Origin of the sequence: uncultured Altererythrobacter sp., assembly GCF_913057185.1 — a bacterium.
Classification (GTDB): Bacteria; Pseudomonadota; Alphaproteobacteria; order Sphingomonadales; family Sphingomonadaceae; genus Erythrobacter; species Erythrobacter rubellus.
On sequence record NZ_CAJXNK010000001.1, the window covers coordinates 308,379 to 333,403 of the forward strand.

Annotated in this window: 25 protein-coding genes; 16 read left to right on the forward strand and 9 right to left on the reverse strand. The window is 58.5% G+C overall.

What is annotated here, in order from left to right:
- Positions 1-27 precede the first annotated feature (27 nt).
- The 5 genes from pabB to QZ487_RS01530 all read left to right on the forward strand — a co-directional run bounded on the left by pabB (position 28) and on the right by QZ487_RS01530 (position 3,969).
- Positions 28-1,818: an aminodeoxychorismate synthase component I gene (gene pabB, locus QZ487_RS01510; RefSeq protein ID WP_285976021.1), complete on the forward strand. Its 1,791-nt coding sequence runs from the start codon at positions 28-30 to the stop codon at positions 1,816-1,818.
- Positions 1,815-2,537 carry an RluA family pseudouridine synthase gene (locus tag QZ487_RS01515; RefSeq protein ID WP_296023029.1) on the forward strand — a complete coding sequence of 241 codons (723 nt, stop codon included), beginning with the start codon at positions 1,815-1,817 and terminating at the stop codon, positions 2,535-2,537. Before pabB ends, QZ487_RS01515 begins: the two co-directional genes overlap by 4 nt.
- Positions 2,530-2,946, forward strand: a complete 417-nt coding sequence (gene arfB, locus QZ487_RS01520; RefSeq protein WP_285976924.1) for an alternative ribosome rescue aminoacyl-tRNA hydrolase ArfB — start codon at positions 2,530-2,532, stop codon at positions 2,944-2,946. The genes QZ487_RS01515 and arfB overlap by 8 nt, the downstream gene beginning before the upstream one ends.
- Before the next feature lie 121 nt (positions 2,947-3,067).
- Positions 3,068-3,235, forward strand: a complete 168-nt coding sequence (rpmG, locus tag QZ487_RS01525; protein WP_010233410.1) for a 50S ribosomal protein L33 — start codon at positions 3,068-3,070, stop codon at positions 3,233-3,235.
- A gap of 68 nt (positions 3,236-3,303) precedes the next feature.
- Positions 3,304-3,969: an outer membrane lipoprotein carrier protein LolA gene (locus tag QZ487_RS01530; RefSeq protein ID WP_296023033.1), complete on the forward strand. Its 666-nt coding sequence runs from the start codon at positions 3,304-3,306 to the stop codon at positions 3,967-3,969.
- A gap of 324 nt (positions 3,970-4,293) precedes the next feature.
- Here QZ487_RS01530 and QZ487_RS01535 read toward each other — a convergent pair whose 3' ends face one another.
- On the reverse strand, positions 4,294-5,724 hold the full coding sequence (locus tag QZ487_RS01535; protein ID WP_296023034.1) for an alkaline phosphatase: 1,431 nt from the start codon (positions 5,722-5,724) through the stop codon (positions 4,294-4,296).
- 104 nt (positions 5,725-5,828) lie between these two features.
- On the opposite strand from QZ487_RS01535, the gene QZ487_RS01540 reads away from it, so the two are divergent.
- The 8 genes from QZ487_RS01540 (at position 5,829) to QZ487_RS01575 (ending at position 13,243) form a co-directional block, all read left to right on the forward strand.
- Positions 5,829-6,623, forward strand: a complete 795-nt coding sequence (locus QZ487_RS01540; protein WP_285976025.1) for an exodeoxyribonuclease III — start codon at positions 5,829-5,831, stop codon at positions 6,621-6,623.
- Positions 6,624-6,652: 29 nt separating this feature from the next.
- A complete protein-coding gene (ribA, locus tag QZ487_RS01545) occupies positions 6,653-7,690 on the forward strand; it encodes a GTP cyclohydrolase II (protein ID WP_285976026.1) in 1,038 nt (345 codons plus the stop codon).
- On the forward strand, positions 7,687-8,184 hold the full coding sequence (locus tag QZ487_RS01550) for a GNAT family N-acetyltransferase (RefSeq protein WP_285976027.1): 498 nt from the start codon (positions 7,687-7,689) through the stop codon (positions 8,182-8,184). The genes ribA and QZ487_RS01550 overlap by 4 nt, the downstream gene beginning before the upstream one ends.
- 106 nt (positions 8,185-8,290) lie before the next feature.
- Positions 8,291-8,572: a hypothetical protein gene (locus QZ487_RS01555; RefSeq protein ID WP_285976028.1), complete on the forward strand. Its 282-nt coding sequence runs from the start codon at positions 8,291-8,293 to the stop codon at positions 8,570-8,572.
- 164 nt (positions 8,573-8,736) lie between these two features.
- Complete coding sequence (locus tag QZ487_RS01560; RefSeq protein WP_296023036.1) at positions 8,737-9,915, forward strand: acyl-CoA dehydrogenase family protein; 1,179 nt, start codon at positions 8,737-8,739, stop codon at positions 9,913-9,915.
- Complete coding sequence (locus tag QZ487_RS01565) at positions 9,915-11,147, forward strand: CoA transferase (RefSeq protein ID WP_285976030.1); 1,233 nt, start codon at positions 9,915-9,917, stop codon at positions 11,145-11,147. Before QZ487_RS01560 ends, QZ487_RS01565 begins: the two co-directional genes overlap by 1 nt.
- Positions 11,144-12,373, forward strand: coding sequence for an acetyl-CoA C-acetyltransferase (locus QZ487_RS01570; RefSeq protein WP_285976031.1), 1,230 nt, complete (start codon positions 11,144-11,146; stop codon positions 12,371-12,373). The genes QZ487_RS01565 and QZ487_RS01570 overlap by 4 nt, the downstream gene beginning before the upstream one ends.
- 18 nt (positions 12,374-12,391) lie before the next feature.
- Positions 12,392-13,243: a MaoC family dehydratase N-terminal domain-containing protein gene (locus QZ487_RS01575; protein ID WP_285976032.1), complete on the forward strand. Its 852-nt coding sequence runs from the start codon at positions 12,392-12,394 to the stop codon at positions 13,241-13,243.
- Here QZ487_RS01575 and QZ487_RS01580 read toward each other — a convergent pair.
- Positions 13,240-13,737, reverse strand: a complete 498-nt coding sequence (locus QZ487_RS01580; RefSeq protein WP_349665856.1) for a hypothetical protein — start codon at positions 13,735-13,737, stop codon at positions 13,240-13,242. The two genes, QZ487_RS01575 and QZ487_RS01580, sit on opposite strands and share 4 nt — an antisense overlap.
- Between QZ487_RS01580 and phhA the strand changes: the two genes are divergently transcribed.
- Positions 13,736-14,677, forward strand: coding sequence for a phenylalanine 4-monooxygenase (gene phhA / locus QZ487_RS01585; protein ID WP_285976033.1), 942 nt, complete (start codon positions 13,736-13,738; stop codon positions 14,675-14,677). The genes QZ487_RS01580 and phhA overlap by 2 nt on opposite strands.
- A 17-nt stretch (positions 14,678-14,694) precedes the next feature.
- Here phhA and QZ487_RS01590 read toward each other — a convergent pair whose 3' ends face one another.
- The 4 genes from QZ487_RS01590 to QZ487_RS01605 form a co-directional block, all read right to left on the reverse strand.
- Positions 14,695-14,949 carry a GlsB/YeaQ/YmgE family stress response membrane protein gene (locus QZ487_RS01590; RefSeq protein WP_285976034.1) on the reverse strand — a complete coding sequence of 85 codons (255 nt, stop codon included), beginning with the start codon at positions 14,947-14,949 and terminating at the stop codon, positions 14,695-14,697.
- A gap of 71 nt (positions 14,950-15,020) precedes the next feature.
- Positions 15,021-15,878, reverse strand: a complete 858-nt coding sequence (locus QZ487_RS01595) for an undecaprenyl-diphosphate phosphatase (RefSeq protein WP_285976035.1) — start codon at positions 15,876-15,878, stop codon at positions 15,021-15,023.
- An 82-nt stretch (positions 15,879-15,960) separates the two neighbouring features.
- Positions 15,961-18,159, reverse strand: a complete 2,199-nt coding sequence (locus QZ487_RS01600) for a M13 family metallopeptidase (protein WP_296023038.1) — start codon at positions 18,157-18,159, stop codon at positions 15,961-15,963.
- A 78-nt stretch (positions 18,160-18,237) separates the two neighbouring features.
- Complete coding sequence (locus tag QZ487_RS01605) at positions 18,238-19,968, reverse strand: ABC transporter transmembrane domain-containing protein (RefSeq protein ID WP_296024093.1); 1,731 nt, start codon at positions 19,966-19,968, stop codon at positions 18,238-18,240.
- A gap of 304 nt (positions 19,969-20,272) precedes the next feature.
- On the opposite strand from QZ487_RS01605, the gene QZ487_RS01610 reads away from it, so the two are divergent.
- Positions 20,273-21,508: a polyhydroxyalkanoate depolymerase gene (locus QZ487_RS01610; RefSeq protein WP_285976927.1), complete on the forward strand. Its 1,236-nt coding sequence runs from the start codon at positions 20,273-20,275 to the stop codon at positions 21,506-21,508.
- 11 nt (positions 21,509-21,519) lie between these two features.
- Here the strand turns inward: QZ487_RS01610 and QZ487_RS01615 are convergent, their stop codons facing one another.
- From QZ487_RS01615 to QZ487_RS01625, 3 genes are all read right to left on the reverse strand, one after another.
- Positions 21,520-22,101, reverse strand: a complete 582-nt coding sequence (locus QZ487_RS01615) for a carboxymuconolactone decarboxylase family protein (RefSeq protein ID WP_285976037.1) — start codon at positions 22,099-22,101, stop codon at positions 21,520-21,522.
- Positions 22,101-23,282: an acetyl-CoA C-acyltransferase gene (locus QZ487_RS01620; RefSeq protein ID WP_285976038.1), complete on the reverse strand. Its 1,182-nt coding sequence runs from the start codon at positions 23,280-23,282 to the stop codon at positions 22,101-22,103. The genes QZ487_RS01615 and QZ487_RS01620 overlap by 1 nt, the downstream gene beginning before the upstream one ends.
- Before the next feature lie 79 nt (positions 23,283-23,361).
- Positions 23,362-23,811: a MaoC family dehydratase gene (locus QZ487_RS01625; RefSeq protein ID WP_285976039.1), complete on the reverse strand. Its 450-nt coding sequence runs from the start codon at positions 23,809-23,811 to the stop codon at positions 23,362-23,364.
- A gap of 223 nt (positions 23,812-24,034) precedes the next feature.
- Here QZ487_RS01625 and QZ487_RS01630 point away from each other — a divergent pair, with 223 nt between their 5' ends.
- Complete coding sequence (locus tag QZ487_RS01630; RefSeq protein ID WP_285976040.1) at positions 24,035-24,940, forward strand: hypothetical protein; 906 nt, start codon at positions 24,035-24,037, stop codon at positions 24,938-24,940.
- The last annotated feature ends 85 nt before the right edge of the window (positions 24,941-25,025 follow it).

Here is a 25,025-nt window from a genome sequence, read left to right on the forward strand (position 1 = left end):
ACGCGATTGGCTAAGGCTGCACTGGCAATGGGACAGCGCACACCCTTTATCCTGCTTGATGACGCGCGCCGGGACGGCGCAGCATCTGCGCATCTGTTTACCGATCCACGCCAGATTTTCATTGCGATGCGCGGCGAAGAGGTGGCGGATGTGTTGACCGCAGCCGATACCGCACGACTAGCCAGCGGCGGAACATTGGCGGGCTATATCGCTTACGAAGCGGGCCTGGCGATGGAGCCCAAACTTTCGCCCTTGGTGGATGCACGCAGCGGTGCGGCAGGCCCGCTAGTCTGGCTCGGCCTGTTTGACAGCGAGCAAGAAATTGCCGCGCAAGACGTTCCACAATGGCTCGCTTCGCAGTCTGAAGGCACAGGGACGCTGGGGCCGATGGAACCGCAGCTTTCGACCGGCGGCTATGCGGCAGCATTCGCCCGGCTTCAGGACGCGATCCACGCAGGTGACATTTACCAGGTCAACCTGACCTATCAGCTCGCCGGATCCTATCGCGGCGATCCGGTTGCGCTCTATTCACAGCTGCGCCCGGCTGCCGAGGCCGGCTATGGCGGATTGCTGTTCGATGGCTCGCACTGGCTGCTCAGCCTCTCACCCGAATTGTTCGCTTCGCTCAAGGGCAATGCGGCAAAAGTCAAGCCGATGAAGGGCACGCGCCCTCGTGACGACACGGCCGAAGCCGATCAAGCATTGGCGGACGAATTGGCTAAGTCAGTCAAGGACAAGGCCGAGAACCTCATGATCGTTGACTTGATGCGCAATGATCTTAGCCGTGTGGCCGAAGCTGGCAGCGTGCGCGTTGAGGCGCCGTTCACCGTCGAGAGCTATCCAACGGTGCATCAAATGGTTTCCAGCGTGCATGCCAAACTGCAAGAAGGCAAAACTGCAGTCGATCTGGTCCGCGCCATCTTTCCCTGCGGTTCCATCACCGGCGCGCCCAAGATTCGCGCGATGGAGCTGATCAATGAGAGAGAGCGCGATGCGCGCGGACCCTATTGCGGGGCGATCGGACGGATCGGGCCTGATGGCGATACCGCATTCAATGTCGCGATTCGCACGCTCCGCTTGACGCCGGAAGAGAACAATCGAGGGCGCGCGGTCATGGGCGTAGGCTCTGCGATTGTTGCAGACAGCGAAGCCATGGCTGAACGGCGCGAATGCGAAGTGAAGGCAGGCTTTGCGCGCCGCCTGAGCGATTGCGATTTGATCGAGACAATGCTGTTCGATCCGGAAAGCGGTATCGGCTTGCTCGAACTGCATCTGGAACGGATCAAGGCTTCAGCGCAGGCTTTGGGCTTTTCTTTCGACCGGCATGCCGCGCGCAACCAGATTCAGGCGCTGTGCTTTGATCTGGAAACGCGCAGCAAGGTGCGGCTGCTGGCATCGCGGCGCGGAGAGTTGGCGCTGGAGGCGGGGCCTGTACCAAGCGCCAGTGATACACCGCTGCGATGTATCGCGCTGCCTCTGCCGGTGGATCCCAGCGATTGGCGCTTGCGGCACAAGACAACCGATCGCGGGTTCTACGAGGAGGCGCTGGCCGCCGCAAAGGCCGCAGGCGCGAAGGAAGCGCTGCTCGTTCATCCCGAAGGCTTCGTTACCGAAGGCAGCTTCACCAATATCTTTGTTGAGCGCGACGGAGTATGGCTCACTCCCCCGGATTCGCTTGGCCTGCTGCCCGGCGTATTGCGCCGCTCGCTGATTGACAGCGGCAAGGCGCGCGAAGAACATCTGATCTTGGAAGATCTCGAAAATGGCTTTTTGCTCGGCAACGCCGTGCGCGGGCTGATGAAAGCTGAATTGATATGAATATCGAAATACTCTTCGAAGACGGCGAAGCGCTGGTGATCAACAAACCTGCGGGTTTGCCAGTGGACCGCCCCAAGCGCGGCGGCCCCGCTTTGTGGGACCATATCGAGCAGTTGAAGCTGGGATTTCAGCGCCCGCCAGTTGCCGTTCACCGGCTCGATACCGATACCAGCGGCTGCCTGATTCTTGCGCGCAATCCGAAGGCGCTGAAGCGCTTTAACAGGGCGTTCGAGGACCGTCTTGTTGGCAAAACATATCTGGCAGTGATGGATTTTGAACCGTCCGAACAATCCGGCACGATCGAACTTAACCTCTCCAAGATCAGCTCGGCTGAGAAGGGCTGGCGGATGATTGCCGCGAAGAAAGGCAAACCGGCGATCTCGCATTGGGAATTGCTCCAGACTATCGGTGAAGAAGACCGAAAGCGGTCGTTGATCCGCTTCCGCCCCGAGACCGGGCGCACGCACCAATTGCGGGTTCACGCCTTGCAAGGGCTGGGCGTTCCACTGCTGGGCGATCCCGTTTACGGGCCCGTGCGCGGGCAAAACGAAGGCGCGCCCCGCACCATGCTGCACGCAGAGGCGATCCATATGACACGCCCAGGCAAGGATCCGATTACCGCCTACGCTCCATTTCCGGAAGACTTCGTTCGGGCGGGTCTCACCGCCCCTGAGCCTCCGCCTCCGCCAGAACGCACGCACGTGTCAGATGATGGATGATGATCTTCTCGCCCGCGCGCATGCTCTGGCAGAGGAAAGTTTCCTCGCTGGCAGCGGGCCGGGAGGGCAGAACGCCAATAAGGTAGCGACCGAGGTCCAGCTGCGGGTGAATATCTACAAATTGGGTCTGCCGCCGGCTGTTTTTGCGCGGTTGAAAGAAATCGCCAAAAGCAAGCTCATCGCGTCAGGCGACCTTTTGATTACAGCACGCGAACATCGTACCCAGGAAGCAAATCGCACCGCGGCGCGCGAGAAGCTCGAGCAATTGCTCACCAAAGCGCATGAGCGCCCCAAGCCGCGCGCCAAAAGCCGCGTCAATCGCGTGGGCAAGGTCCAGCGGCTGAAAGCCAAGAAAGCCCGTGGCGATGTGAAGGCGAAAAGAGGTAAAGTCAGTCGCTCTGATTGGTGAGTCGTGCTTGACTTTTGCCCCAGAATCACCCAATGGCGCGCCTCTGGATGGCGGTGCTGCTCGCGCCGCCTGTATTTTTTCGGCTGAACATCAGCCCTTTTGCAAGTTTTAGGATACCGTCATGGCGAAGCCAGCAACCGTCAAGATCAAGCTCGTCTCGACTGCAGACACGGGCTTCTATTACGTGACGAAAAAGAACCCGCGTAACATCACTGAAAAGATGACTTTCCGTAAATATGACCCGGTTGTGCGCAAGCATGTCGAGTTCAAGGAAGCCAAGATCAAGTGATCTTGCTGAACGGCTGAACGCAATCAAGTTCAGTGACAGTTAAACGCCGCGTGATTAGAAAGCGCAGCATGAGCATCTTTGCATTTCTTTCCAAACGCCCGCTGCACGTTGCGCTGGCGAGTGCTGCCTTATGCGCAATCCCCGCATCTATCGCGACGACCGCGCCCGCCATCGCGCAATCCGAAGCGGGCGATCTGAACCGCGCTGTCAGCGCGCTTCGCCAAATCGCCACACTAAAGGCAGACTTCTCACAAACTGACCGAATGGGGCAGACTGCCGACGGTGTTCTGACACTAAAGCGTGGCGGAAAGATCCGGTTCGACTATGGCGAAGATCAGGATTTGCTGGTCATATCCAACGGTCGGTCGCTCTACCTCGTCGATTATGAAGTGAATCAGGTTCAGCGCTGGCCGATCCGCAATTCGCCGCTGGGTGCCATGCTTGATCCGGAGCGGGATATCTCCCGTTATGGCAAGCTGGTTCAGACCGGGAATCCTGACGTGATCAGCATTGAGGTGCGCGACCCCAAACGCCCCGAATTCGGCATGATCAATATGATCTTTGTGCGCGATGTGACCGCGCCGGGCGGGCTGGAGCTCAACACCTGGGTTGCGCTCGATGCGCAGAACAATCGCACGACGGTTCGGCTAAGGAATCACCGCTATGGCGTGTCTGTTCCCGACAGTACGTTCCAGTTCCGCGATCCGCGTAGCTCGTCTCGTCGCCCACGATAAACGCTTCGCCGTTGCAAGGTTGTAAGAACACGACAGAGCGCTGTGCGTCATTCATTTAGCCGAAAGCTGAGAAAGGGTAGTTTCTTCTTGTGAACCGGTCGAAGGCGGGTTTCCCCCCCTGTTGCCTCAACCTTCATCGAAGTGCGGTTCATCCAAGCGTGACGAACGCTAACTAGGAACCCTCGTGCCAATGCCCCCGGCGCGAGGGTTTTTGTTTGGCATCCTGTTTTTTCCGCACTCGCCTCGGCGTACGCAATTTCCTCCCGGCCTTGCGGGCTACCTGCGGGTAGCCCAATCCAGCTCGTGCAAGATCACCTTGATCTCTTAGTCATCCCAGCCAAGCGCCTTGACGATGATGTTATAGATCGCATTCTGCTCGATCACGCCGCGAACACGATCAGCGCCAGGACCATTGCCATAGAGCGCCACATCTTCGCCGCCATGGGTTTCACTGCTGGTCGGGATCGCGGCCTGTTGGTGCGCATGAACGCCGGTTTCAGGCATCGGACGCTCTGCCATATTGGCAATTGCACCGGGACCATTCTGGTAACCCAGCGTGGTGTATGGCTTACCATCGGTCGCGGTGGTCGCCTCTGCCAGTTCGGCACTCCCTTCAGGAGCGACAACCAACCCCAGAATGTCATTTCCACGGCGCGGATAGCCCGACATTGTGAAGACGTGGCTGTGATCTGCGGTTACCAGAATCAATGTTTCAGCAGGATCGGTGTTTTCGATTGCGTATTGGATTGCGTTAGCGAACTCGACTGCTTCTTCCAATGCATAGCCAGCTTGCCCGGCATGGTGACCGTGATCGATCCGGCCCGATTCGACCATCAGATAAAAGCCTTCGGGATCATCTTGAAGCCGCGTGATCGCCTGCTGCGTCATCTTGGTTAGTGTCGGTTCAGTCGAATCGTCGGTGCGGTCGACCGTGTAAGTCATGTGACTGGGCGAAAAGAGCCCTAACACAGGCTTGTCTGCTGGTGCAGCAGCCAGTTCAGCTGCTGTAGAAACAAAGGTGCCGCCTGTACGTGCCGTCCAATCTGCAGGCAGGTTCGCATCCGCATTTAGCCGCCTCCCGCCGGAGTCTGCGCCAAAGAATGCCGCCGTCCCGCCGCCCAGGGCGACGTCGAATGTGCTGTTCACAAGCTGCAACGCGATATCATCGCAGCCCTTGCCGCGTTGATCCTCGGGTATCCACGCATCTGCCTCCCAGCCGCGATCCGGGGTGCGCGAATAAACGCTGGCTGGGGTCGCATGGGTAATGCGCGCGGTGGAAACGATCCCCAGGGCCAGCCCGCGCGCTGTTGCTTGCTCTCCTAGAATTGGGAGCGAGTTGGCCAGCCCGCTTTCGCAATCGCCAGCGGTGACATCGGGGCCAACCCCCAGAACACCGATCTTGGTCTTGACGCCAGTGTGCATCGCGCTTGCCGTGCCGGCACTATCGGGCACCTGCGCGTTGCTGTTATAGGTTTTTACGAGCGCAACATTCTCGAAAATCTCGAACGGCAGGACATATTCCTCGCCGCTCTGCCCGTTCTTCTGGCCGGCATAGATCCGCGCGGCTGTGACCGTCGAAACTCCCATACCGTCACCGATGAACAGGATGACGTTCTTGGCCTTGGGCTCGGTCGCCGCGGCTGGCATTGCCGATGCGCTGGCAATCTCGCTCTGCCCATATCCAGCAGGTGAGCATGCAGCCAACGGAAAGGCCATTGCAGCTGCAAGTGAAAGCGCGCTGCGCGAAGTCGTCATAGGGTATCTCCTTCTCTCGGGACCACCGCTATCGCTATTCTTTGTGACGGGAAAGCTAAAGGTGTGCTGGACCCAAAAGAATACGCACCCTAAGTGCTGTCCCCATGGTTTCTATCGCGACTTGGAATATCAATTCGGTGCGGCTGCGGCTGCCGATTGTCGAACGGTTTCTGAAAGAGGAAGCACCCGATGTGCTGTGCTTGCAGGAAATCAAATGTCAGGAGCACCAGTTTCCTGCGCAAGCGCTGGCTGATGCGGGCTACAAATATCAGGCGATCCATGGCCAGAAGGGATATCATGGTGTCGCAACGATCAGCCGCATTCCATTAAAGGAATTCAGCCGCCATGACTGGCAGGCCAATGGCGAAGCTCGGCATGTCGGGGTCGAATTGCTCGGCCCGGGCAAGGGCATGGTGCTTGAAAACGTCTATGTCCCGGCCGGCGGAGACGAGCCGGACCGCGAAAAGAACGCCAAATTTGGGCAGAAGCTCGACTTTCTGGGCCGCATGATCGGCTGGGCGGACAAGATCGATCGCCCAACCATGATCGTGGGCGATTTCAACATTGCGCCACTCGAAAGCGATGTTTGGAATCACAAGCAGTTGCTCAAGGTTGTCAGCCATACTCCTGTTGAAGTCGACACGCTCGAGCAGTTCAAACAAGCCCATGGCTGGGTCGATCTGGGACGTGAGTTTATCCGCGATCCTGAACGCTATTTCAGCTGGTGGAGCTATCGTTCCAAGGATTGGAAAGTGAATGATCGCGGGCGGCGGCTCGATCACATGTGGGCGAGCCCCGAACTTGCCGCGCAAGCCATTGGCCACCGTCTACGCGAAGACGCGCGCGACTGGGAGAAGCCAAGCGATCATATCCCGCTGATCACGGAGTTTGCGCTCTGAGTGTAGGTTCTCCCTCGCCCTCTCGCCGCGTGGCGCAAGCGGTGGACGCGCTGCGCCATGGCTGGCCGATTGCGTTTGATAGGGGGCCTGTTTTCTTGCCAGCCGAGACTGCGATTACGACCGGCGCGACGTCGGAGAAGATGCTGATTTCTGCGGCCCGCGCGCTCACCTTAAAACTTGCGAACCAGCGCGAGGCGGCAGTTCCTAACGCACCCGTTCTGATCCGCAGCGGTGAGCCGTTTGCCTTGAGCGAAGCACGCGCAGTGGCAGACCCGGCGCTTGACCTGAAGCACCCGTTCAAAGGGCCCTACAAAGCCGAGGCGTTGGAGTGGCGCGAGGTTGCCGAGGTGGCGCTGGAGCTTGCCCGGATTGCAGGAATCCTGCCTGCCTTTCTGGTCGATCCGACCGATCCGGGCGAAACAGTGCCGGTTGCAGCGAGTGATTTGTCGGAATGGAGCGAGGGCAGGCAATTGAACATCGCGACCCGCGCCAGATTGCCGGTCGCGGCTTGCGACACAGCTGAGATTGTGGCCTTTCGAAGTGCAGACGATACCCGCGAGCATGTCGCACTGATCATCGGGGATCAGCGCGGAGACAAGGCTCCGCTCATCCGCCTACATTCGGAGTGCCTGACCGGCGATATATTGGGCAGCCTGAAGTGCGATTGCGGCCCGCAATTGGACGCAGCGCTAGCGGCCATGGCTGATGTCGCCATCGAAGGCGGTTGGGGCGCTTTGCTATATATGCGTCAGGAGGGGCGCGGTATCGGCCTGATCAACAAACTGCGCGCTTACCGCTTGCAGGATCAAGGGTTCGACACTGTCGAAGCCAACGAGCGGCTTGGCTTGCCCGATGAATCGCGCGATTTCGCTACCGCTGCGCGCATGCTCGATCTACTCGGCGCGCGGAGGATCCGGCTGATGACGAACAATCCCAAGAAAGTCGCCGCGCTTGAGGCGGCAGGCATCACAGTGAACGAACGGGTACCGCATCAACTGCCTGATAATCCGTACAATGCGCGCTATCTCGCCACAAAGCGCGACAAGTCAGGGCATCTCCTCGAATGAGCATCGCCTGCCGCCCGGAAGAGCTGGACGACCGGCGCCCGATCTTCAAGCTCACCAAAGCCGCATTCAAAGACATGCCCTTCAGTGATGGTGACGAGCAAGAGCTGGTGGACCGGCTGCGCAAAGACGGCGACCTGGCGTTATCTTTAGTCGCAGAAACGCCTGAAGGCATTATCGGCCATATCGCGTTTTCCCCTGTTACGATCAGCGATGGCACTAAAAACTGGTACGGCTTGGGGCCAGTCTCTGTTTGGCCCGAGTTGCAGGGCAAGGGTGTCGGCAGCGCACTGATTAATCACGGGATTACGCAGATGCGCGCAATGTGCGCGAAAGGGATCGTGCTATTGGGAAGCCCTGAATACTATTCACGCTTTGGCTTCAAATCAGACCCGTCGCTTGCCTATCCCGGTCCACCGGCGGAGTATTTTCAATATCTTACCCTCGTCGGTGTACGACCAACGGGTACAGTCAAATTCGCCCCCGGATTTGAATGATCAATCGCTCCACTCGTCGCAGTTCTTGAAAGATTTTACACATTGCGCCCTTGGCGCTTGTATCTAGACCGCGCTAAGAAGCGGTTAAATTCAGGAGAAAGTACCAATGAAGAAGTTTGCATACACCCTACTGGCCGGCGCTGGAGCGTTGACATTGGCAGCTTGCGGGGGCGCAGACGATGCGTCGATCGAAGCAGAAGCCGACACGGTCGAAATGCCGGCAGACGCCGCGCTTGAAGGCGTGGAAGAACAGGCTGTTGAAGATACAGGTGCGGCAGACGAACCCGCTGCGGTCACCGAGGAAACTGCAACCGAAGCGGCTGATGCAGCCGCGGATGTCGCAGCAGCAGCCGAAGCGGCCGCAGCTGAGCTAGGCGTCGAAGAGTAACAGGCCAAGCGCGGCTTTTTGCCAGATTGCAAAGCGGACGGGTTGCCATCGGGCGATTCGTCCGCTTTTGCTTTTAGGCGAGAGAAAGCCTGCCACATTGAGCAGGCGACATGGGGCTCGCTGAAACCGATTGAACGAGCTGCAAAGAGAGGACGCTAGAACCGATGTCGCAATCCGGAATGGACCCAGAAACCTTCGAACAGTTCATCGAGCAGCTGGACCGCTATGTGCGGGAGCGGCTGATCCCGGCGGAAAGGGACGTGATCGAGAACGATCGCCTGCCCAATGATATCGTTGAAGAGATGAAGGAGATGGGTCTGTTCGGGCTGACAGTGCCGGAAGAATATGGCGGCGCAGGCCTGAATACCACGCAATATGCGCGTACGGTGCGATCGATGAGCTATGCCGCGCCTGCGTTCCGCTCAATCTTCTCGATCAACGTCGGCATGTTCAATTCCGCGATCAAGAATGGCGCGACCGAAGAGCAGAAAGCCGAATGGTGGCCGCGCGTCGCCGCGGGTGAAATCGCCTGTTTCGGCCTAACGGAACCAGGCTCCGGCAGCGACAGTGCGGCAATGCAGACTTTCGCCAAACCCGACCCAAGCGGCAATGGCTGGGTGCTCAATGGCACCAAGCGATACATCACCAACGCCCCGCATGCGAATGTCGCGCTGATCATGGCGCGCACCGAGAAAGAGGCATTGCCCAAGAACGCGCATGTCAGCGCTTTCATCGTGCCGATGGATACGCCGGGCATATCCACCGGCAGCCCTGACAAGAAGATGGGCCAGTCAGGCGCGCATATCTCCGATGTCATCCTGGATGATGTGCATGTGCCGGGCGAAGCGCTGCTTGGCGGAGAGACCGGCAAGGGTTTTCGCTTTGCCATGATGAGCCTCGACAATGGCCGTATTTCGGTAGGCGCGGCCAGCACCGGCTATGCCCGTCGTGCGCTCGACAGTGCGCTGCGCTATGCCAATGAGCGCAAGGCCTTTGGTGAGCCGATCGCAAACTTCCAGCTGATCCAGCAGATGCTCGCCGAAAGCGAGACTGAAATCTACGCCGCGGAGGCCATGATGGAAGATGTCACCGCGCGCGCTGACCGTGGAGAGAACATTCTCGTCAAGGCTGCCGCGTTCAAGGTATTCGCATCCGAGACGTGCGGCCGCGTGGTTGACCGCGTTGTGCAGATCTACGGCGGCGCAGGTTATTTGGCCGAATACGATGCAGAGCGTTTCTTCCGCGACGCGCGCATCTACCGCATTTACGAAGGTACCACACAAATCCTGCAGCTCCAGATCGCCAAGCACATGCTCAGGGATTGGGCGGCGGTACACGGCTGATGTACAACCTTTTAGACGACCTCTCCCTCATCGAAGTCTCAAGCTTCGTCGCGTCACCCACCATCGGGCTCTATTGCGCGCAAATGGGCGCCGAGGTGATCCGGGTTGACCACAAGGCAGGCGGGCTCGACTACGATCGATACATGCTAACAAAGGAAGGCCGCAGCTTAAGCTGGGAGAATCTCAACCGCGCCAAGAAATCGGTCGCGCTGGATTTGCGCAGTGGCGAAGGACGCGAGCTTTGCGTCGAGCTGGCACGCAAAACCGGGCAATGCGTTACCAATCTGCCCGAGAAGAGCTTCCTTAGCCATGCGGCTTTGTCCGAAGGGGGGGGCGATATGGTCAGCGTGCGCATCATGGGCTGGCACGACGGGCGGCAGGCGATGGACTTCACAGTCAACGCTGCAAGCGGATACCCGCTGATGTGCGGACCGGAAGATTGGGACATGGCCACAGCGCCCCCGGTCAACCAGGTTCTGCCCGCGTGGGATTTCATCACCGGGGCCTATGGCGCCTTTGCCCTGCTCGCCGCATTGCGCCACCGCGACGCGAGCGGCGAAGGCAGCGAAGTGCGTATCCCGCTGGGAGATGTCGCTATCGGCACCATGGCAAACAGCGGATCGATGGCAGAAATGCTTTATCGCGGGGCGGATCGCGAGAGACTCGGCAATGCGATCTGGGGTGCGTTCGGGCGCGATTTCAGGAGCCTGGACAACCAACGCTTCATGGTCGCGGCGCTCACGCCCAAGCAGTGGCACGGGCTGGTAGCCGCCTTTGGCCTCACCGAAGAGATCGCTGCACTAGAAGCAGAATTGGGCGTCCGCTTCGCCGACGGAGACCGCCCCCGCTTCGAACACCGCCACCGGCTGTTCGACCTGTTCCAGCAGGCGGCAGGGCAGCACGATTACAATGATCTTGCCGCACGGATGAGCGAACATGGCTGCACATTCGAGCGTTACCGTACCATGCACGAAGCCGCGAACGACCCGCAGTTGGTGGCCAAAAACCCGCTGTTCGGACCGTCGCCCGCAAACCCGTCAGGCTTCAAATATCCCGCCACGCGCAGCTTTGCGAACATGCCTGAGAAACAGGTCGGCGACCCTGCACCTGCACCATATCTCGGCCAACACAGTGAAGAGGTTTTGGCCGAGCGACTTGGCCTATCCTCTGGAGCGATTGGCAAGCTGATCGATGCAGGCACGGTAGCTCTTTCAGACAAGGAAACACGATGACCAAGAGACGCGCCGCTATTGTTTCACCTTTGCGCACGCCGGTAGGCAAATTCCTCGGCAAGCTCGCCCCATTGGACGCCGGCAAGCTGGGTGCGGTTATCCTGAAGGCGTTGATCGAACGCAGCGGCATTGATCCGGCGCGGGTCGACGATGTTGTCTTCAGTCAGGGCTATGGCAATGCCGAAGCGCCCGCGATTGGCCACTGGAGCTGGCTGGCCGCGGGACTGCCGATCGAAGTTCCCGGTTTCCAGCTGGACCGCCGCTGCGGCTCTGGCGTGCAAGCGGTCGCGACCGCAGCGATGATGGTGGAAACAGGCATGGCCGATGTCGTCGTCGCAGGCGGCTGTGAAAGCATGTCAAACGTCGAACATTACACGACTGACCTTCGTGGCGGCGTGCGGATGGGTGATATGACACTGCATGACCGGCTGAGCCGTGGGCGTTTGATGAGCCAGCCGATCGAGCGGTTCGGGATCATCACTGGGATGATCGAAACGGCAGAGAATCTGGCCAAAGACTACAAGATCACCCGCGAAGAAGCGGACGCCTTTGCTGTCCGCTCTCACCAGAACGCCACCAAGGCGTGGGAAGAGGGCAAATTTACCGATCATCTCGTGCCGGTTGAAGTGCCACAGCAGCGCAAGGATCCTTTCGTCTTCGATCACGATGAAGGCTATCGCGCCGACGCGAGCATGGAAACGCTTGGATCATTGCGCGCGATTGATCTGAAGCGAGATCCTGAAGCCATCGTCACAGCAGGCAATGCCAGCCAGCAAAACGATGCAGCGGCTGCTTGTCTTGTTGTGGCGGAAGACAAGCTTGAGGAAATGGGGCTCACCCCTTCGCTGTGGTTCCATGGCTGGGCGGCGGCAGGCTGTGACCCTTCGCGCATGGGTATCGGCCCTGTCCCTGCGGTCGAGCGGTTATTCGCGCGCGCCGGCATGGGCTGGGATGACATCGGCCTGGTCGAGCTTAACGAGGCCTTCGCACCGCAAGTGCTGGCCGTGCTGAAAGGCTGGGGCTGGTCGGATGATGACAGCCGCCGAGACATCCTGAATGTAAATGGTTCGGGGATTTCGCTGGGCCACCCGATTGGCGCAACCGGCGGGCGTATTCTGGCTGACATGGCAGCGGAGATGCATCGACGCGAAGTTCGCTTCGGGCTGGAAACAATGTGCATCGGCGGCGGTCAAGGAATCGCGGCGATATTCGAACGCGCGGCGTGATCGTGATAGGATGCACGCATGACTGAGTGGGACAATTGGATCGGACGCGAGCAGGTCCAGCGTGATACGCTCGACAATGCGCTCGCCAATCGGTGGTTCGCGACCTTTAACCTTGATGCATCTCCAATTGGCATGATGCCGCAGGGCATTCATCTGTGCCTTTGCACGCCCGAGGCGCCCCAAACTGCGCTGGGCAAAGATGGCCATCCAAAGCGCGACGAAAGCGACCAGAGCTTTTTCCCGCCGATCCCGCTGCCGCGCCGGATGTGGGCTGCGAGCGAAATCGAGTTTCTAGAACCAATTCCCATTGGCGCGGACATCGAGCGGACCAGTCGAATTGCTTCGATTGCCGAGAAAGAAGGTAAAAGCGGCAAATTGGGGTTCGTAGACGTCGAGCATGTTACCAAGGCCAATGGCGTCATTGCGGTGCGCGATAAGCAGACACTGGTCTACCGCGATGCGGTGGCGGGGGATGCTCCGCTTAGCCCGCCCGAGCCGTCGAGTGCTGCATTCGATGCCGCCTCATGGGATCAGCATCAGCAGATCACACCCGATCCGCGGTTATTGTTCCGTTTCTCTGCGCTGACATTCAACACGCATCGGATTCACTATGATCTGCCTTATGCGCGCGATGTTGAGCGCTACCGCGGTTTGGTAGTGCACGGGCCGCTGATGGCAAGTCTGCTGCTGCAAATGGCCGTGAAAGTGCTGGGCGAGAACAAGCTCAAGACCTTCAATTTCCGCGCCGTCAGCCCGGCAATTGCGGACGAGCCGCTGCATATGGCGATACGCAAGTCAGGTGACGGCTACGAGCTCGGCACTTTTGCGAGCGACGGCAGGCAATGCGTAAAAGCGTCGGCTACCGCCTAATCTTCTATATCCACCGGATAGTCGGCGATGGGATCTAGCATTGAATAGCTTTCCCGCTGCGGTTCACGGCCCAGCTCGGGAAACTCCAATGGCGGCGGGTCTATATGCGTATCTGGCAAGCGGTTCAGTAAGTCGCGCACCAATGTCAGCCGCCCAAGCTTCTGGTCATTGAAATCCACCAGCGTCCAGGGCGCCCACTCAGTGTGCGTTGCTTGCAGCATCGCTTCGCGCGCTTGCGTGTATGCGTCGTATTTGTCGCGCGCCGCGAGATCGATGGGCGAGAGTTTCCAGCGCTTGAGCGGATCCTCCAGCCGTTCGCGCAGCCGCTCTTCCTGATTCACTTGATCAGTCGTCAGCCAGTATTTGAACAGTAAGATACCATCATCCTCTAATGGCTCAAGCAGCTCTTCATATTGCTTGCGTTTAAGCCTCTCCAAGCGCACCTCCTGTTTGCACAGCCCGCTTGGGCGTGGTATAGTTACAACTGAAACTATGCCTACACTCGCAGAACCACAGCAGGATTATTCGACCCTGCCCGATTTGCCGGCGGATGTCTTTACCGCGCCGCTGAAAAAGCCCTCGCATGTGGGCGATGACTGGTTGGAGCCAGCGCAGACGGAATATACCTCAGAAGATCACCAGGTTTGGGATGACCTCTTTGCGCGCCAAATGGATGTATTGCCCGGCAGAGCGGCAACGGCGTTCATGGCGGGCCTTGAGAAGCTGGACCTCGGCCGCGGCGGCGTGCCGGAATTCGGCAAAATGTCAGAAGAGTTGAACGCGCTCACAGGCTGGAGCGTTGTGCCTGTACCGATGCTGATCCCTGATCACGTGTTCTTCTGGCATCTGGCCAATCGCCGTTTCCCGGCTGGCAATTTCATCCGCACACGCGAGACATTCGACTACATTCAGGAACCTGACGTATTCCACGATGTCTTCGGGCATGTGCCCATGCTGACCGACCCGGTTTTCGCGGATTATATGCAGGAATATGGCCGCGCCGGGTGGAAGGCGATGCGCTACAATCACCTCAAGGCGCTGGGCGCGCTCTATTGGTACTCGGTCGAGTTCGGCCTGATCGAAGAAGCGCCCGATGACATCCGCGCCTATGGAGCCGGCATCCTGTCAGGCCCGACGGAAGCCGTTTTCTCTGTCGAAGCGGAAAGCCCCAACCGGATCATGCTGAATGTCGATCGCGTCATGCGGACTGACTATGTGATCAGCGATCTTCAGCCGACGTACTTCGTGATCGAAAGCTTTGAAGATCTCTATCGCCAGACTGTCGAGCGTGATTTTGACCGGCTCTATCGCAGCCTCGGGCCCAGCTTCACTTATGCCAATACTGCGGTGATCGATGTCGACAATGTGGTGCATCGCGGCAGTCAGGAATATTTGCTGCGCGGTGGGCGCGGTTCAGGCGCCAAACCAGTTTGATGTGAAGAATCAGCCTCTCAGGCGGAGGTTCGGTCGAGCATGAGCTTGCTGATCGCGACCAGCACAACTGCCCCAACTATCGATGCGCCCAACGCTGTCCAGCTGAGGCCGCCGAGAAACGCCCAATTGTTCGCGAACAGGCCGGAAATCAGCGCGCCAACCAGTCCGAAGCCGATGTCGCGCCGGATACCCGGCACGTTTTCGGTGCGCGTCAGGATCGCGGCAAGCCAGCCGATAAGCGATCCGATAAAGATGAAGCACAATAGGGACATAGGTTCCAAGCGTGTCTAAAATCTGAGTTCCTCTACTCCTGTAACATCGCGGAGGGATAAAGGTTCCAAGATCAGAAAATCGCCAGCAACGCCGCACCAAGCAAGACGCGGTACACCACAAAGACCATCATCGAGGCTTTCTTGAGGAAATTCATCAGAAAAGCCATTGTTGCGAAAGCCGCAATAAAGGTGAAAATTCCGGCCCAGAGCGCGTCCCAGGCAAGATTCGCCCCTGCTTCGAAAATCTCCGGCACGATCAAAACCCCGGCGCCTGCGACTGCCGGGATCGACAGCAAGAACGAGAACCGCGCAGCCTCGACACGCTGATATCCAAGGAACCGGGCCGCGGTCATGGTTACGCCTGAGCGGCTTGTGCCGGGAATGATCGCCAGTGCCTGTGCGAGGCCGACGATCAAGCCATCGCGCCAGCTCATATCTTCGAAAACTTTGACTTCCTTGCCGACCTTGTCCGCAATGCCAAGCAGCACCCCGTAAAGGATAAGGTTCACCGCGATCAGATCGACAAAGCGGATCGAATTCATCAGATCGCCATCGACAATCTCGATACCGAACACGTTTTCCGCAATCCCGTTGAACGCGCCCATCTTGATCGAAAGCCCGAATAGAACCGCGGGGATCGTGCCAACCACGATCCACCAGAACAGGCGCCGCTCTGCCGGCGCATTGGCCGCGGAGGAGCCAAAACCGACACTGGCGAAACCGCCGCGCGCCAAAACCACTACGTCTTTGAAAAAATAGACGATGATCGCCAGCAAAGAGCCAACATGCACCGCGACATCGATCAGCGGGCCTTGGTCGGGCAAATCCGTAAGATATGGGATCAGGATCAAATGCCCTGACGATGAAATCGGCAGGAACTCAGTAACCCCCTGAACGATCGCAATTAGAAGCTGCTGAAACAGTGTCATGCCTTGCGCCTAAGAGCCAAAGGGCAGAACAAGTCAAGCGACCTGCCCTGCCCATTTGCGATTTTGCGTTTGCGGTGCCTGCTTACCAGATGCGGATGCGTTCTTCCGGCGGCAGGTAGAGATCATGCTCTTCCGTCACGTTGAACGCTTCGTACCAGGCATCCAGGTGACGCACAGCGTTGTTCAAGCGGAACGTACCGGGAGGGTGGTTCGCTGTCATCACGCGGTTGCGCAGGCTTTCCTCGCGCTCCATCCCGCGCCAGATTTGGGCAAAGCCCAGGAAGAACCGCTGATCGCCGGTCAATCCGTCAATCACAGGAGCTTCCTCGCCGCCCAGCGAAATGCGGTAGGCGCGATAGGCCATTTGCAATCCAACCACATCGCCTAGCGTCTCTCCCATGGATTGTGGGCCGCGCAGGCAGACTGGACCTTCGGGGCTATCAACCGGGCAATAGGCTTCGATGAATTCTGCCATGCGGGCCGTGAATTGCTCGAAACCTTCGCGATCTACGTCCTGCCACCAGTTCCGCAGCTTGCCTTTTGCATCATATTGAGAGCCCTGGTCGTCATAACCATGACCAATCTCGTGGCCGATAACAGCGCCGATGCCGCCGTAATTGACCGCCGGATCGGCATTGCCACCAAAGAATGGCGGCTGCAGGATCGCGGCAGGGAACACGATACGGTTGGTGAGCGGCGAATAATACGCATTCACCGTTTGCGGCAGCATGCCCCATTCGGTCGGGTCAACCGGCTTGTCCAAATCCTTCAGCGAGTCTGCGCGCGCCCATGCGATGGTGTTTATCCGGTTGGCGAGCGGGTCGTCCGCTGTGATGTCCAAACCTTCGTAGGTTTCGAATTCATCAGGATAGCCAACCATCGGCACGAAGCCTTTGAGCTTCTCGGTGGCCTGCTCGATCGTTGCTTCGGTCATCCACTCGTTTTCTTCGAGCGCCTTGCCCATCGCCAGCTTGAGATTGCCAACCAGTGTTTCCATCCGCGCCTTGCTTTCAGGCGGGAAGAAGCGCGCCACATACAGCGTGCCTAGCTGCTCACCCAGCTGCCCCTCAACTGCATCAATCGCGCGTTTCCAACGTGGGCGCTGCTCAGTGCGTCCACCAATTGTCTTGCCGAAGAATTCGAAATTGGCATTGTCGAGTTCGCTCGAGAGAACCGACGCATTTCCTGACAGGAACTGCGCCGCCATATAGGCTTTGATTGTGGCCAGCGGCGTCTCTGTCAGCAGTTGCATCATCGCGGGCAAACCGCCGCCAATCATCCCCAGCTGCTCGCTGGTCAGGCTGTATTCCGCGATTTCATCTTCGGTCGGCGGGATTTGCGGCACTAGATAACGCGCCTTTCCGTCAAACTTGCCAGCAGAAATCACGGTCTCGATCGGAAATCCACCAGAGAGCGCCTTCAACTCATCAAGGGTCAGCTCGTTATAGGTAAGGTTGGGCATGCGGAAAATTTGCCGCGCCCACTCCAGCTTTGCGACCTTGTGCTCAAAAGCATAGACCGCTTCGGCCGCAGCGGCCGGGTCCTGATAGCCAGCAGCATCAAGCAGCTTGGTCAGATACCCCTTATAGGCGCCGCGGATTTCGAGATTGCTCTCTGAATCGACCAGATAATAGTCGCGGTCGGGCAGTCCCATGCCGTCAAAACCGATTGAGACCGCGTGATCGGTCGGGTTGCGCGAGTCGACGGTTACGCCTGCACTCACCAGCGCCGGATAGCCGGGTGTCTCAAACAGCTCCGCTAGGCGGGCTAGGTCAGGTGCTGTGAAAATCTCGTTGAGATAAGGTTGTGCCGGGGCAAGGCCGCTTGCATCAATTGCGTCCATTTCGAGATAGGCATTGTAGGCATCGACGATCCGGCGCGCAGTCGTACCAGGCTCAGGTTTCGATGCGACAAGATCCGCAATCAGCGTCTCGACATCGGCAACCGACTTCTCACGCAGCATGTCAAACGCGCCATAGCGCTGGCGGTCGCCCGGGATCTCGTTATTCGCAACCCACAGTCCGTTCACATAAGCGTCGAAGTCATCGCCCGGTGCGCGCGTCTGATCAATCGTGTCCAGTCCAACACCCCAGGTGCCGAAATCCATGGTCGGCGAAGACGGCACTTCTGCAGTAGTTTCTGTTTCGGTTGTAGTCTCGTCAGCCAGCGCCGGTGCGGCGATGACAAGCGCGATTGCGCTGGTGCCTGTGGCAAGCAATTGCCTAATCATAAATGCGTCCCCAAGATTGACGTTTCTCGGCGTGATCTCGCCGAATTCCATTGCAACGCCTTAAACGGAATTTCGCTCCCGCGCCGTCGTTTGTCGGAAATGTGTGCAGTTGGTCGAGAATTGCGGGCTTCAAGCGGCCTCGTGCGAAGCAAATTGCAGCTTTGCCAAACGCGCGTAAAGCCCGCCTGCACTGGACAGTTGCTCATGCGTCCCTTGCTCGGCAATCCGGCCTTCATCGAGCACGATGATGCGGTTCGCTGCACGAACGGTCGCCAAGCGGTGCGCTATGACCAGCGTCGTGCGATCTTTCATCAGTTCATCGAGCGCTTGCTGAACCAATTGTTCGCTTTCGGCGTCCAGCGCGCTGGTCGCTTCATCAAGCAACAGAATCGGCGCATCGCGCAGCAATGCTCGCGCAATGGCGATGCGTTGCTGCTGCCCGCCTGAAAGGCGCGTGCCGCTTTCACCCAGATAGGTATCAAGCCCATCTGGCAAGTCGCGCAGGAAAGCCTCCGCATTGGCCGCGCGCGCCGCTTCCCAGATCTCTTCCTCGCTCGCGCCCCATTTGCCGTAGCGCAGGTTGTCGCGTGCGGTTGCGCTGAACAGCACGCCGTCTTGCGGAACAAAGGCGATGCGTTCGCGCACATCGGCTGGGTCGGCTCTGGTCAGCGGAATGCCATCCAAGCGAATGGTGCCGGCTTGCGGATCGTAAAACCGCTCTGCCAGCTGGAAAATGGTCGACTTGCCCGCACCTGATGGCCCGACAATGGCAACCGTTTCGCCCGGTTCGATTTCCAATGTGAAATCCCGTAGCGCGGCGGTTTCTGGACGCGTGGGATAGCGGAATGTGACATTACGGAATGACAATCCGCCGCGCGCCGGCATTGGCAAGGCTTGCGGCTTGTCCGGCGCGGCGATGGTCGGTTTGGCATTCAATAGCTCGTTCAGCCGGCTGGCCGCACCGGCCCCGCGCAAAAGATCGCCATAGACTTCGGTCAATGAACCGAATGAGCCGGCAACAATCCCGCCGGTCAGCACGAATGCAAAGATTGTCCCGCCGGAAATGGTCCCTTCAGAGACCGCGATGGCTCCGCGCCACATCATCAAGGTCACGCCGCCGAAAATCAGCACGATCACGATAGATGTCATCGCGGCGCGCAAAGCGATGCGCCGTTTTGCCGTCTGGAATGTACGTTCGACAGCACCGCCGAACCGCTCCGCTTCGCGCGTTTCCTGTCCAAACGCTTGCACAATCTTCATCGAAGAAAGCACTTCAGTCACCATTGCACCCACATCCGCGACACGATCCTGGCTCGAACGCGCGACAGAACGGATTCTGCGCCCGAACAGCATGATCGGTATGATGACGAGCGGTATGCCCATTAGTAGCCCCAGCGTGAGGTTAGGCACCAGGAACAGGAGCAATATCGTGCCGCCAATCGCGGTCAGCGTATTGCGCAAGGCGATAGAGACCGTCGTTCCGACAACCTGTTCGATAACCGCGGTGTCGCTGGTCATCCGGCTGGAGATTTCCTTGGGACTGTTCTCTTCGTAAAAGCTGGGCGACAAGCGCAGCAGATTGCGTTGCACCTGCAACCGGATATCGGCAACAACCCGTTCACCGATCCAGCTGACGAAGTAAAACCTCAGCGCCGTGCCGATTCCCAATACGAACACAATCATCAGCAGATATTGGAAAGCTTCGGTAATTTGCGCTGATCCTGCGGTGCCGCCAAAGGCTTCATCAATAATGACTTTGAATCGCCAGGGAATTGCCAGCGTAGCCGCCGCCGTGACGAGCAAAGCAACAAACGCCAGCAGAATCTGGCGAGGATATTTCGCCGCTGCCGCATAGACCATTTTCAGCGGCCCAAGCGATTTGGCCTTGGGCGGCTCGCTCGCCGCACCCTCAGCCTCGGCCTTGTTCCGGCGAAATAGTCCCTTGCGCGGCGGCTGGTTCTCGATTGTTTCGTTTTGCCCGTCCATTGCTTGTCACAGGTAGTCATACAAGCCGCAAATTTCACGTGATAATTCTGCATGCTTGCCATGCTATTCCGAGAACTGCGGAAAATTGTGCATTGCACAATGTCCTTGAAGGGTTCAAGAACCCTCTCCCAACCGCTCGGCAAGAGGCGGGATGCCTAACAACACACAGGGGAACGCCTTGCTTTACCACGCCTACGAGTTGCAAAGATCATGGCTCAACAGCGCGAGCGCAGTTGCTTCGATCGGCGCGGAATTTCTGACTAACCCGGCGAACCCGCTTTCCTATATGAGCGTGGGACCAATGGCAGCTTCGGCACTGGATGTTTTCGCTCATGCAACCGCGTCATACAGCAAGCCTGCCTTTGGCATCGAGTATGTCGAGGTCGATGGCGAACGCCATCCCGTGGAAGAGGCGACCGTCATCAATCGCCCTTTCGGTGATCTCAAGCGGTTTCGCCACACCGGTCTGCCCGAAAGTTCGCCGCGCCTGCTGATTGTCGCACCCATGAGCGGGCACTACGCCACGCTATTGCGTGGTACAGTCCAGCGCATGCTAGAAAGCTGTATTGTCTACATAACCGACTGGGCCGATGCGAAACTGGTGCCGATGCATGAAGGCACTTTCGATCTGGACGACTACATCGATTATCTTATCGCATTTCTCGAGCAGATCCGCGTCGAGGGCCAGGGCGACCGCCCGCATATGATGGCAGTTTGCCAGCCATCGGTCCCCGCTTTCGCCACTACCGCGCTGATGAACCTGCATAAGGACCCGGCGACGCCCAAGACCCTTACCATGATGGGCGGACCGATTGACACGCGCGAAAGCCCGACAACGGTGAACAATCTGGCCATGGAGCGCCCGATTGAATGGTTCCGGAATTCAGTGATTGCCACTGTTCCGATGAATTATCGCGGGTCAGGTCGCAAGGTTTATCCGGGCTTTATGCAGCTCGCGAGCTTCATGAGCATGAATCTGGGTAGCCACATGATGAGCCACTATGAGATGTTCAAGCATCTGACAGCGGGCGACGATGACAGCGCGCAGGCGACCAAGGATTTTTACGACGAGTATCGCAGCGTGTGCGACATGACTGCGGAATTCTATCTCCAGACTGTCGAGGAAGTGTTCCAGAAGCACTCGATCCCTAATGGCGAATTCCGCCACAAGGGCGAGATTGTCGATCTCGGCAAGATCACTGACACTGCGCTGCTCGCAATCGAAGGCGAGCGTGACGATATCTCTGGGCTGGGCCAGACAAAGGCCGCGCTGGATCTTGCGACGGGCCTGTCGGCCAAGAAAAAGCAATACTACATGGCCGAAGGCGCGGGGCATTACGGGATTTTCAACGGCAGCAAATGGCGCGATAAAGTCGCGCCGGTTGTCGAGGATTTCGTCGCCACCCACGGGTGACGATTGTTCCATCAGGAACGCAGGTCAGGATCGGCCTCGTCTTCGTCCTCCAGCTGTATGCCAAGAGTGTTCAGGAACATTGAAACCTGCGTGTATTGGCCAACCGTGAAGGCCAAATCCATTCGGCCTTTGGTCCCCAACTCTTCGAGCGATACCCATGTCGCGTCAGACACGTGATGGTCCGAGACCAGCTCATCAGCCGCTCTCAGCATCGCCGCCTCGATGGGTGTCCAGCCTTCGGCGTCGGGTCCTTGCTTGATCCGAGCAATGTCCTCGTCAGTCAGACCACACATCTTGCCGATGCGAGTATGTTGCGCGAACTCATAACCTGACTTGCACAGCCAGCCGACCCGCAAGATCACAATCTCGCGCTCGCGTGGTTGCAGGCTGTTCCTTCTAGAAAGGATGTAATTGCCCCAGGCGAGAAACGCTGAGAGCGCGTCCGGCGCATGCGCCAGTGTACGAAAGATATTGAGCACGCGCCCGCCGCCAACCTTGTTGTCAGGGTTGGCGAAGGGAGCGAGTGCCTTCGCCTGCTCCTCGTCGAGCTGCTCGAGATCGAGCGGCAAGACACGAGGAGAGCGCAGACGCATTAATAAACCTCGAACATCCCGGCTGCGCCCATGCCGCCGCCGACACACATAGTCACGACGACATATTTCGCGCCGCGACGCTTGCCTTCGATCAGCGCGTGACCAACGCAGCGCGCGCCGGTCATGCCATAGGGGTGCCCGATCGAGATCGAGCCGCCATTGACGTTGAGAATGTCGTTGTCGATGCCCAGCTTGTCACGGCAATAGAGCACTTGCACAGCGAAAGCTTCGTTGAGTTCCCACAGGCCAACCTCGTCCATCTTGATACCGGTTTGCTTGAGCAGCTTCGGGATCGCGAAGACCGGGCCAATGCCCATTTCGTCAGGCTCCGTGCCGGCAACCGCCATGCCGACATAGCGGCCAAGCGGCTGCAAGCCCTTCTGCTCAGCGACCTTGGCTTCCATCAGAACGCTGGCCGACGAACCATCGGACAGCTGCGATGCGTTGCCTGCAGTGATGCACATGCCCGGGCCCATGACCGGCTGAAGCGATTGAAGGCCTTCCAGCGTGGTTGAAGGGCGGTTGCCCTCATCCTTGGTGATCGTGGTTTCGACCATCGAGACTTCGCCGGTCTCCTTGTCCTTGACCCCCATCGTGGTGGTGACAGGCACGATCTCGTCATCGAATTTGCCAGCTTCCTGACCAGCGGCCGTACGCATCTGCGATTGCAGCGCGTATTCGTCCTGCGCTTCGCGGCTGATATTGTAACGCTTGGCGACGGTTTCTGCCGTGCCGAGCATCGGCATATAGACGTCCTTGTGCATCGCGATCAGCGACTTGTCAGGGGCAACGCGCATTTCCGGGGTCTGGACCAAGGAAATCGAATCCTGACCGCCGCCAACAACGATATCCATATTGTCGACGATGATTTGCTTGGCGGCAGTGCTGATCGCCATCAGGCCCGAAGAGCACTGACGGTCAATCGTTTGCGCAGCCACGGATACTGGCGCACCGCCGCGCAGCGCGACCTGGCGGCCGATATTGCCCGCTTGTGTGCCTTGCGTCAGGACCACGCCCCAGACCACATCGTCGATTTCACCGGCATCAATGCCTGAACGCTCGACAGCGGCTGCGAATGAGAACGAGCCGAGCGTTGCGCCCGGAGTTGCATTGAAACCGCCTTTGTAAGCGCGCCCAATTGGCGTGCGGGCGGTAGATACGATGACTGCATCACGTGACATAATGGGGGGTCCTTTCGAAAGGTAATACGATCCAGCCCCGCTGTCTGCGGAGCTTGATTTCGACTAAGATCCGGTCAGATCAGACGAAGAATTGCGTGATCCACTCGCACATCAGCGCGGGCTTATCCTCACCTTCGATCTCGATTGTGATTTCGGCTGTCTGCTGCCATTGCCCGGGGCGCTTTTCGATCATTTCGACCAGCTTCCAATGGCCGCGGATGCGCTTGCCGACGCGCACAGGTGCGATGAAGCGGGTTTTGTTGCCGCCATAGTTCACACCCATTTTCACGTTATCGATCTTGGGAATGTCGCTGTTTGCAGACAGATAGGGAATCATGGAGAGGGTCATGAAGCCGTGCACGATCGTGCCGCCGAACGGTGTCAGCTTGGCCTTCTCTTCATCAATATGGATGAATTGGTGGTCGCCTGTTGCGTCAGCGAACATGTTCACCTTGTCCTGAGTCATCTCGACCCATTCACTGGTGCCAATGTTTTCGCCGACCTTTGCTGCCAAATCCTGTGGGGTCATGGGACTCTCCTCCTCAATTCGTATGTAGCGGGCAAGACTCGCCCGCATGTTGCAATCTACATGGCGCATCAGCGCCAAGAGCGCAATGAGCTTTCCGTAAACGTCAACCTGCCGTTACGGAATCGCGCCTCAAAACACCGGTTTCCAGCCCTGCAAGCGCCAATCGAGACGCCATTGGCGGCGTTAGCGGGCTATTTACCCTGATCCGCTAGGCTCCCGACCTATGGGCTATTCAGATATCTCGACACGCAAAGCGCCTCTCAGCCGCCATCCGGCTTTCATGCCGTTGATCGCTGCATGGCTCGCGGCTCTGCTGGGCGGAAGTATGGCAGTGCTGCCGGCTGGCATGATCAATGCTGGATTGGCGCAAGCACCGTTCGCCCTGCCGGCCTTCGCAGCAAGCCAGATCGCGATAGCAGGACTTGCAGCGATTCTAGGTGCCGGCCTGGGTTGGGCCGCAGCGCGTGCGGTCTATGCCGTGCAGCACCGCCCTGAAAAGTCCGCCTCTGCCATCGAGCATGCCGTTAGCGACACCGAGGAATCTGAGGTCGTTGAAGCAAAGCAGATCGAACCCCTGCGCATCTTCCAGTTGGAAGAATGCGCACAGCCTGTGGTTGAGCAGGAGGTCGTCGAAGCCGAGGTGATCGAAGCGGAGGTTTTTGAAGACCATGTTACCGTTCAAGAACAGGTAGCTGATGACATAGCGCCAGTGCCTCAACCCTATGACGACGCGCCTTTCTATGCCGACGTCGGCCTGAGCGAATTGCTGGGTGCGCCGCGGGTCGAAGATGCCGAACAGAATGAGACAGCAATTTTATCAGGCATGGCAACGGGACAGATCGCGGTCATGGAGCCTGAGCAAGAGACCAAGCCAGAAACCACGCCGCCGCCTGTTTCCACTCAGCCGCAGGCAAAACTTCCGCAGCACGGCAAGGCAGTGAACCTGTTGCGTGCACACGACACCCGGAAACTGGCCATGCCGCAACTGATTGAGCGCTTCGCGGTTGCTCTGGATGACCAACGCCGGCTCGCAGAGAACGCCGCGCATAGCTATTCTCCGCCACTGCCGCCGGCAAGCCTTACACAGCGTTTGCGGGCGTTGGTCGGGGATGCACAGCCCGCCGAGTAGCCCTTTGCCGGCGGATCGAGCCCGGGACCCGTTCCCTGCTAGCTAAAGCTCAACCATAGTCGGCTGAAATATTGCTAGCCTCTTC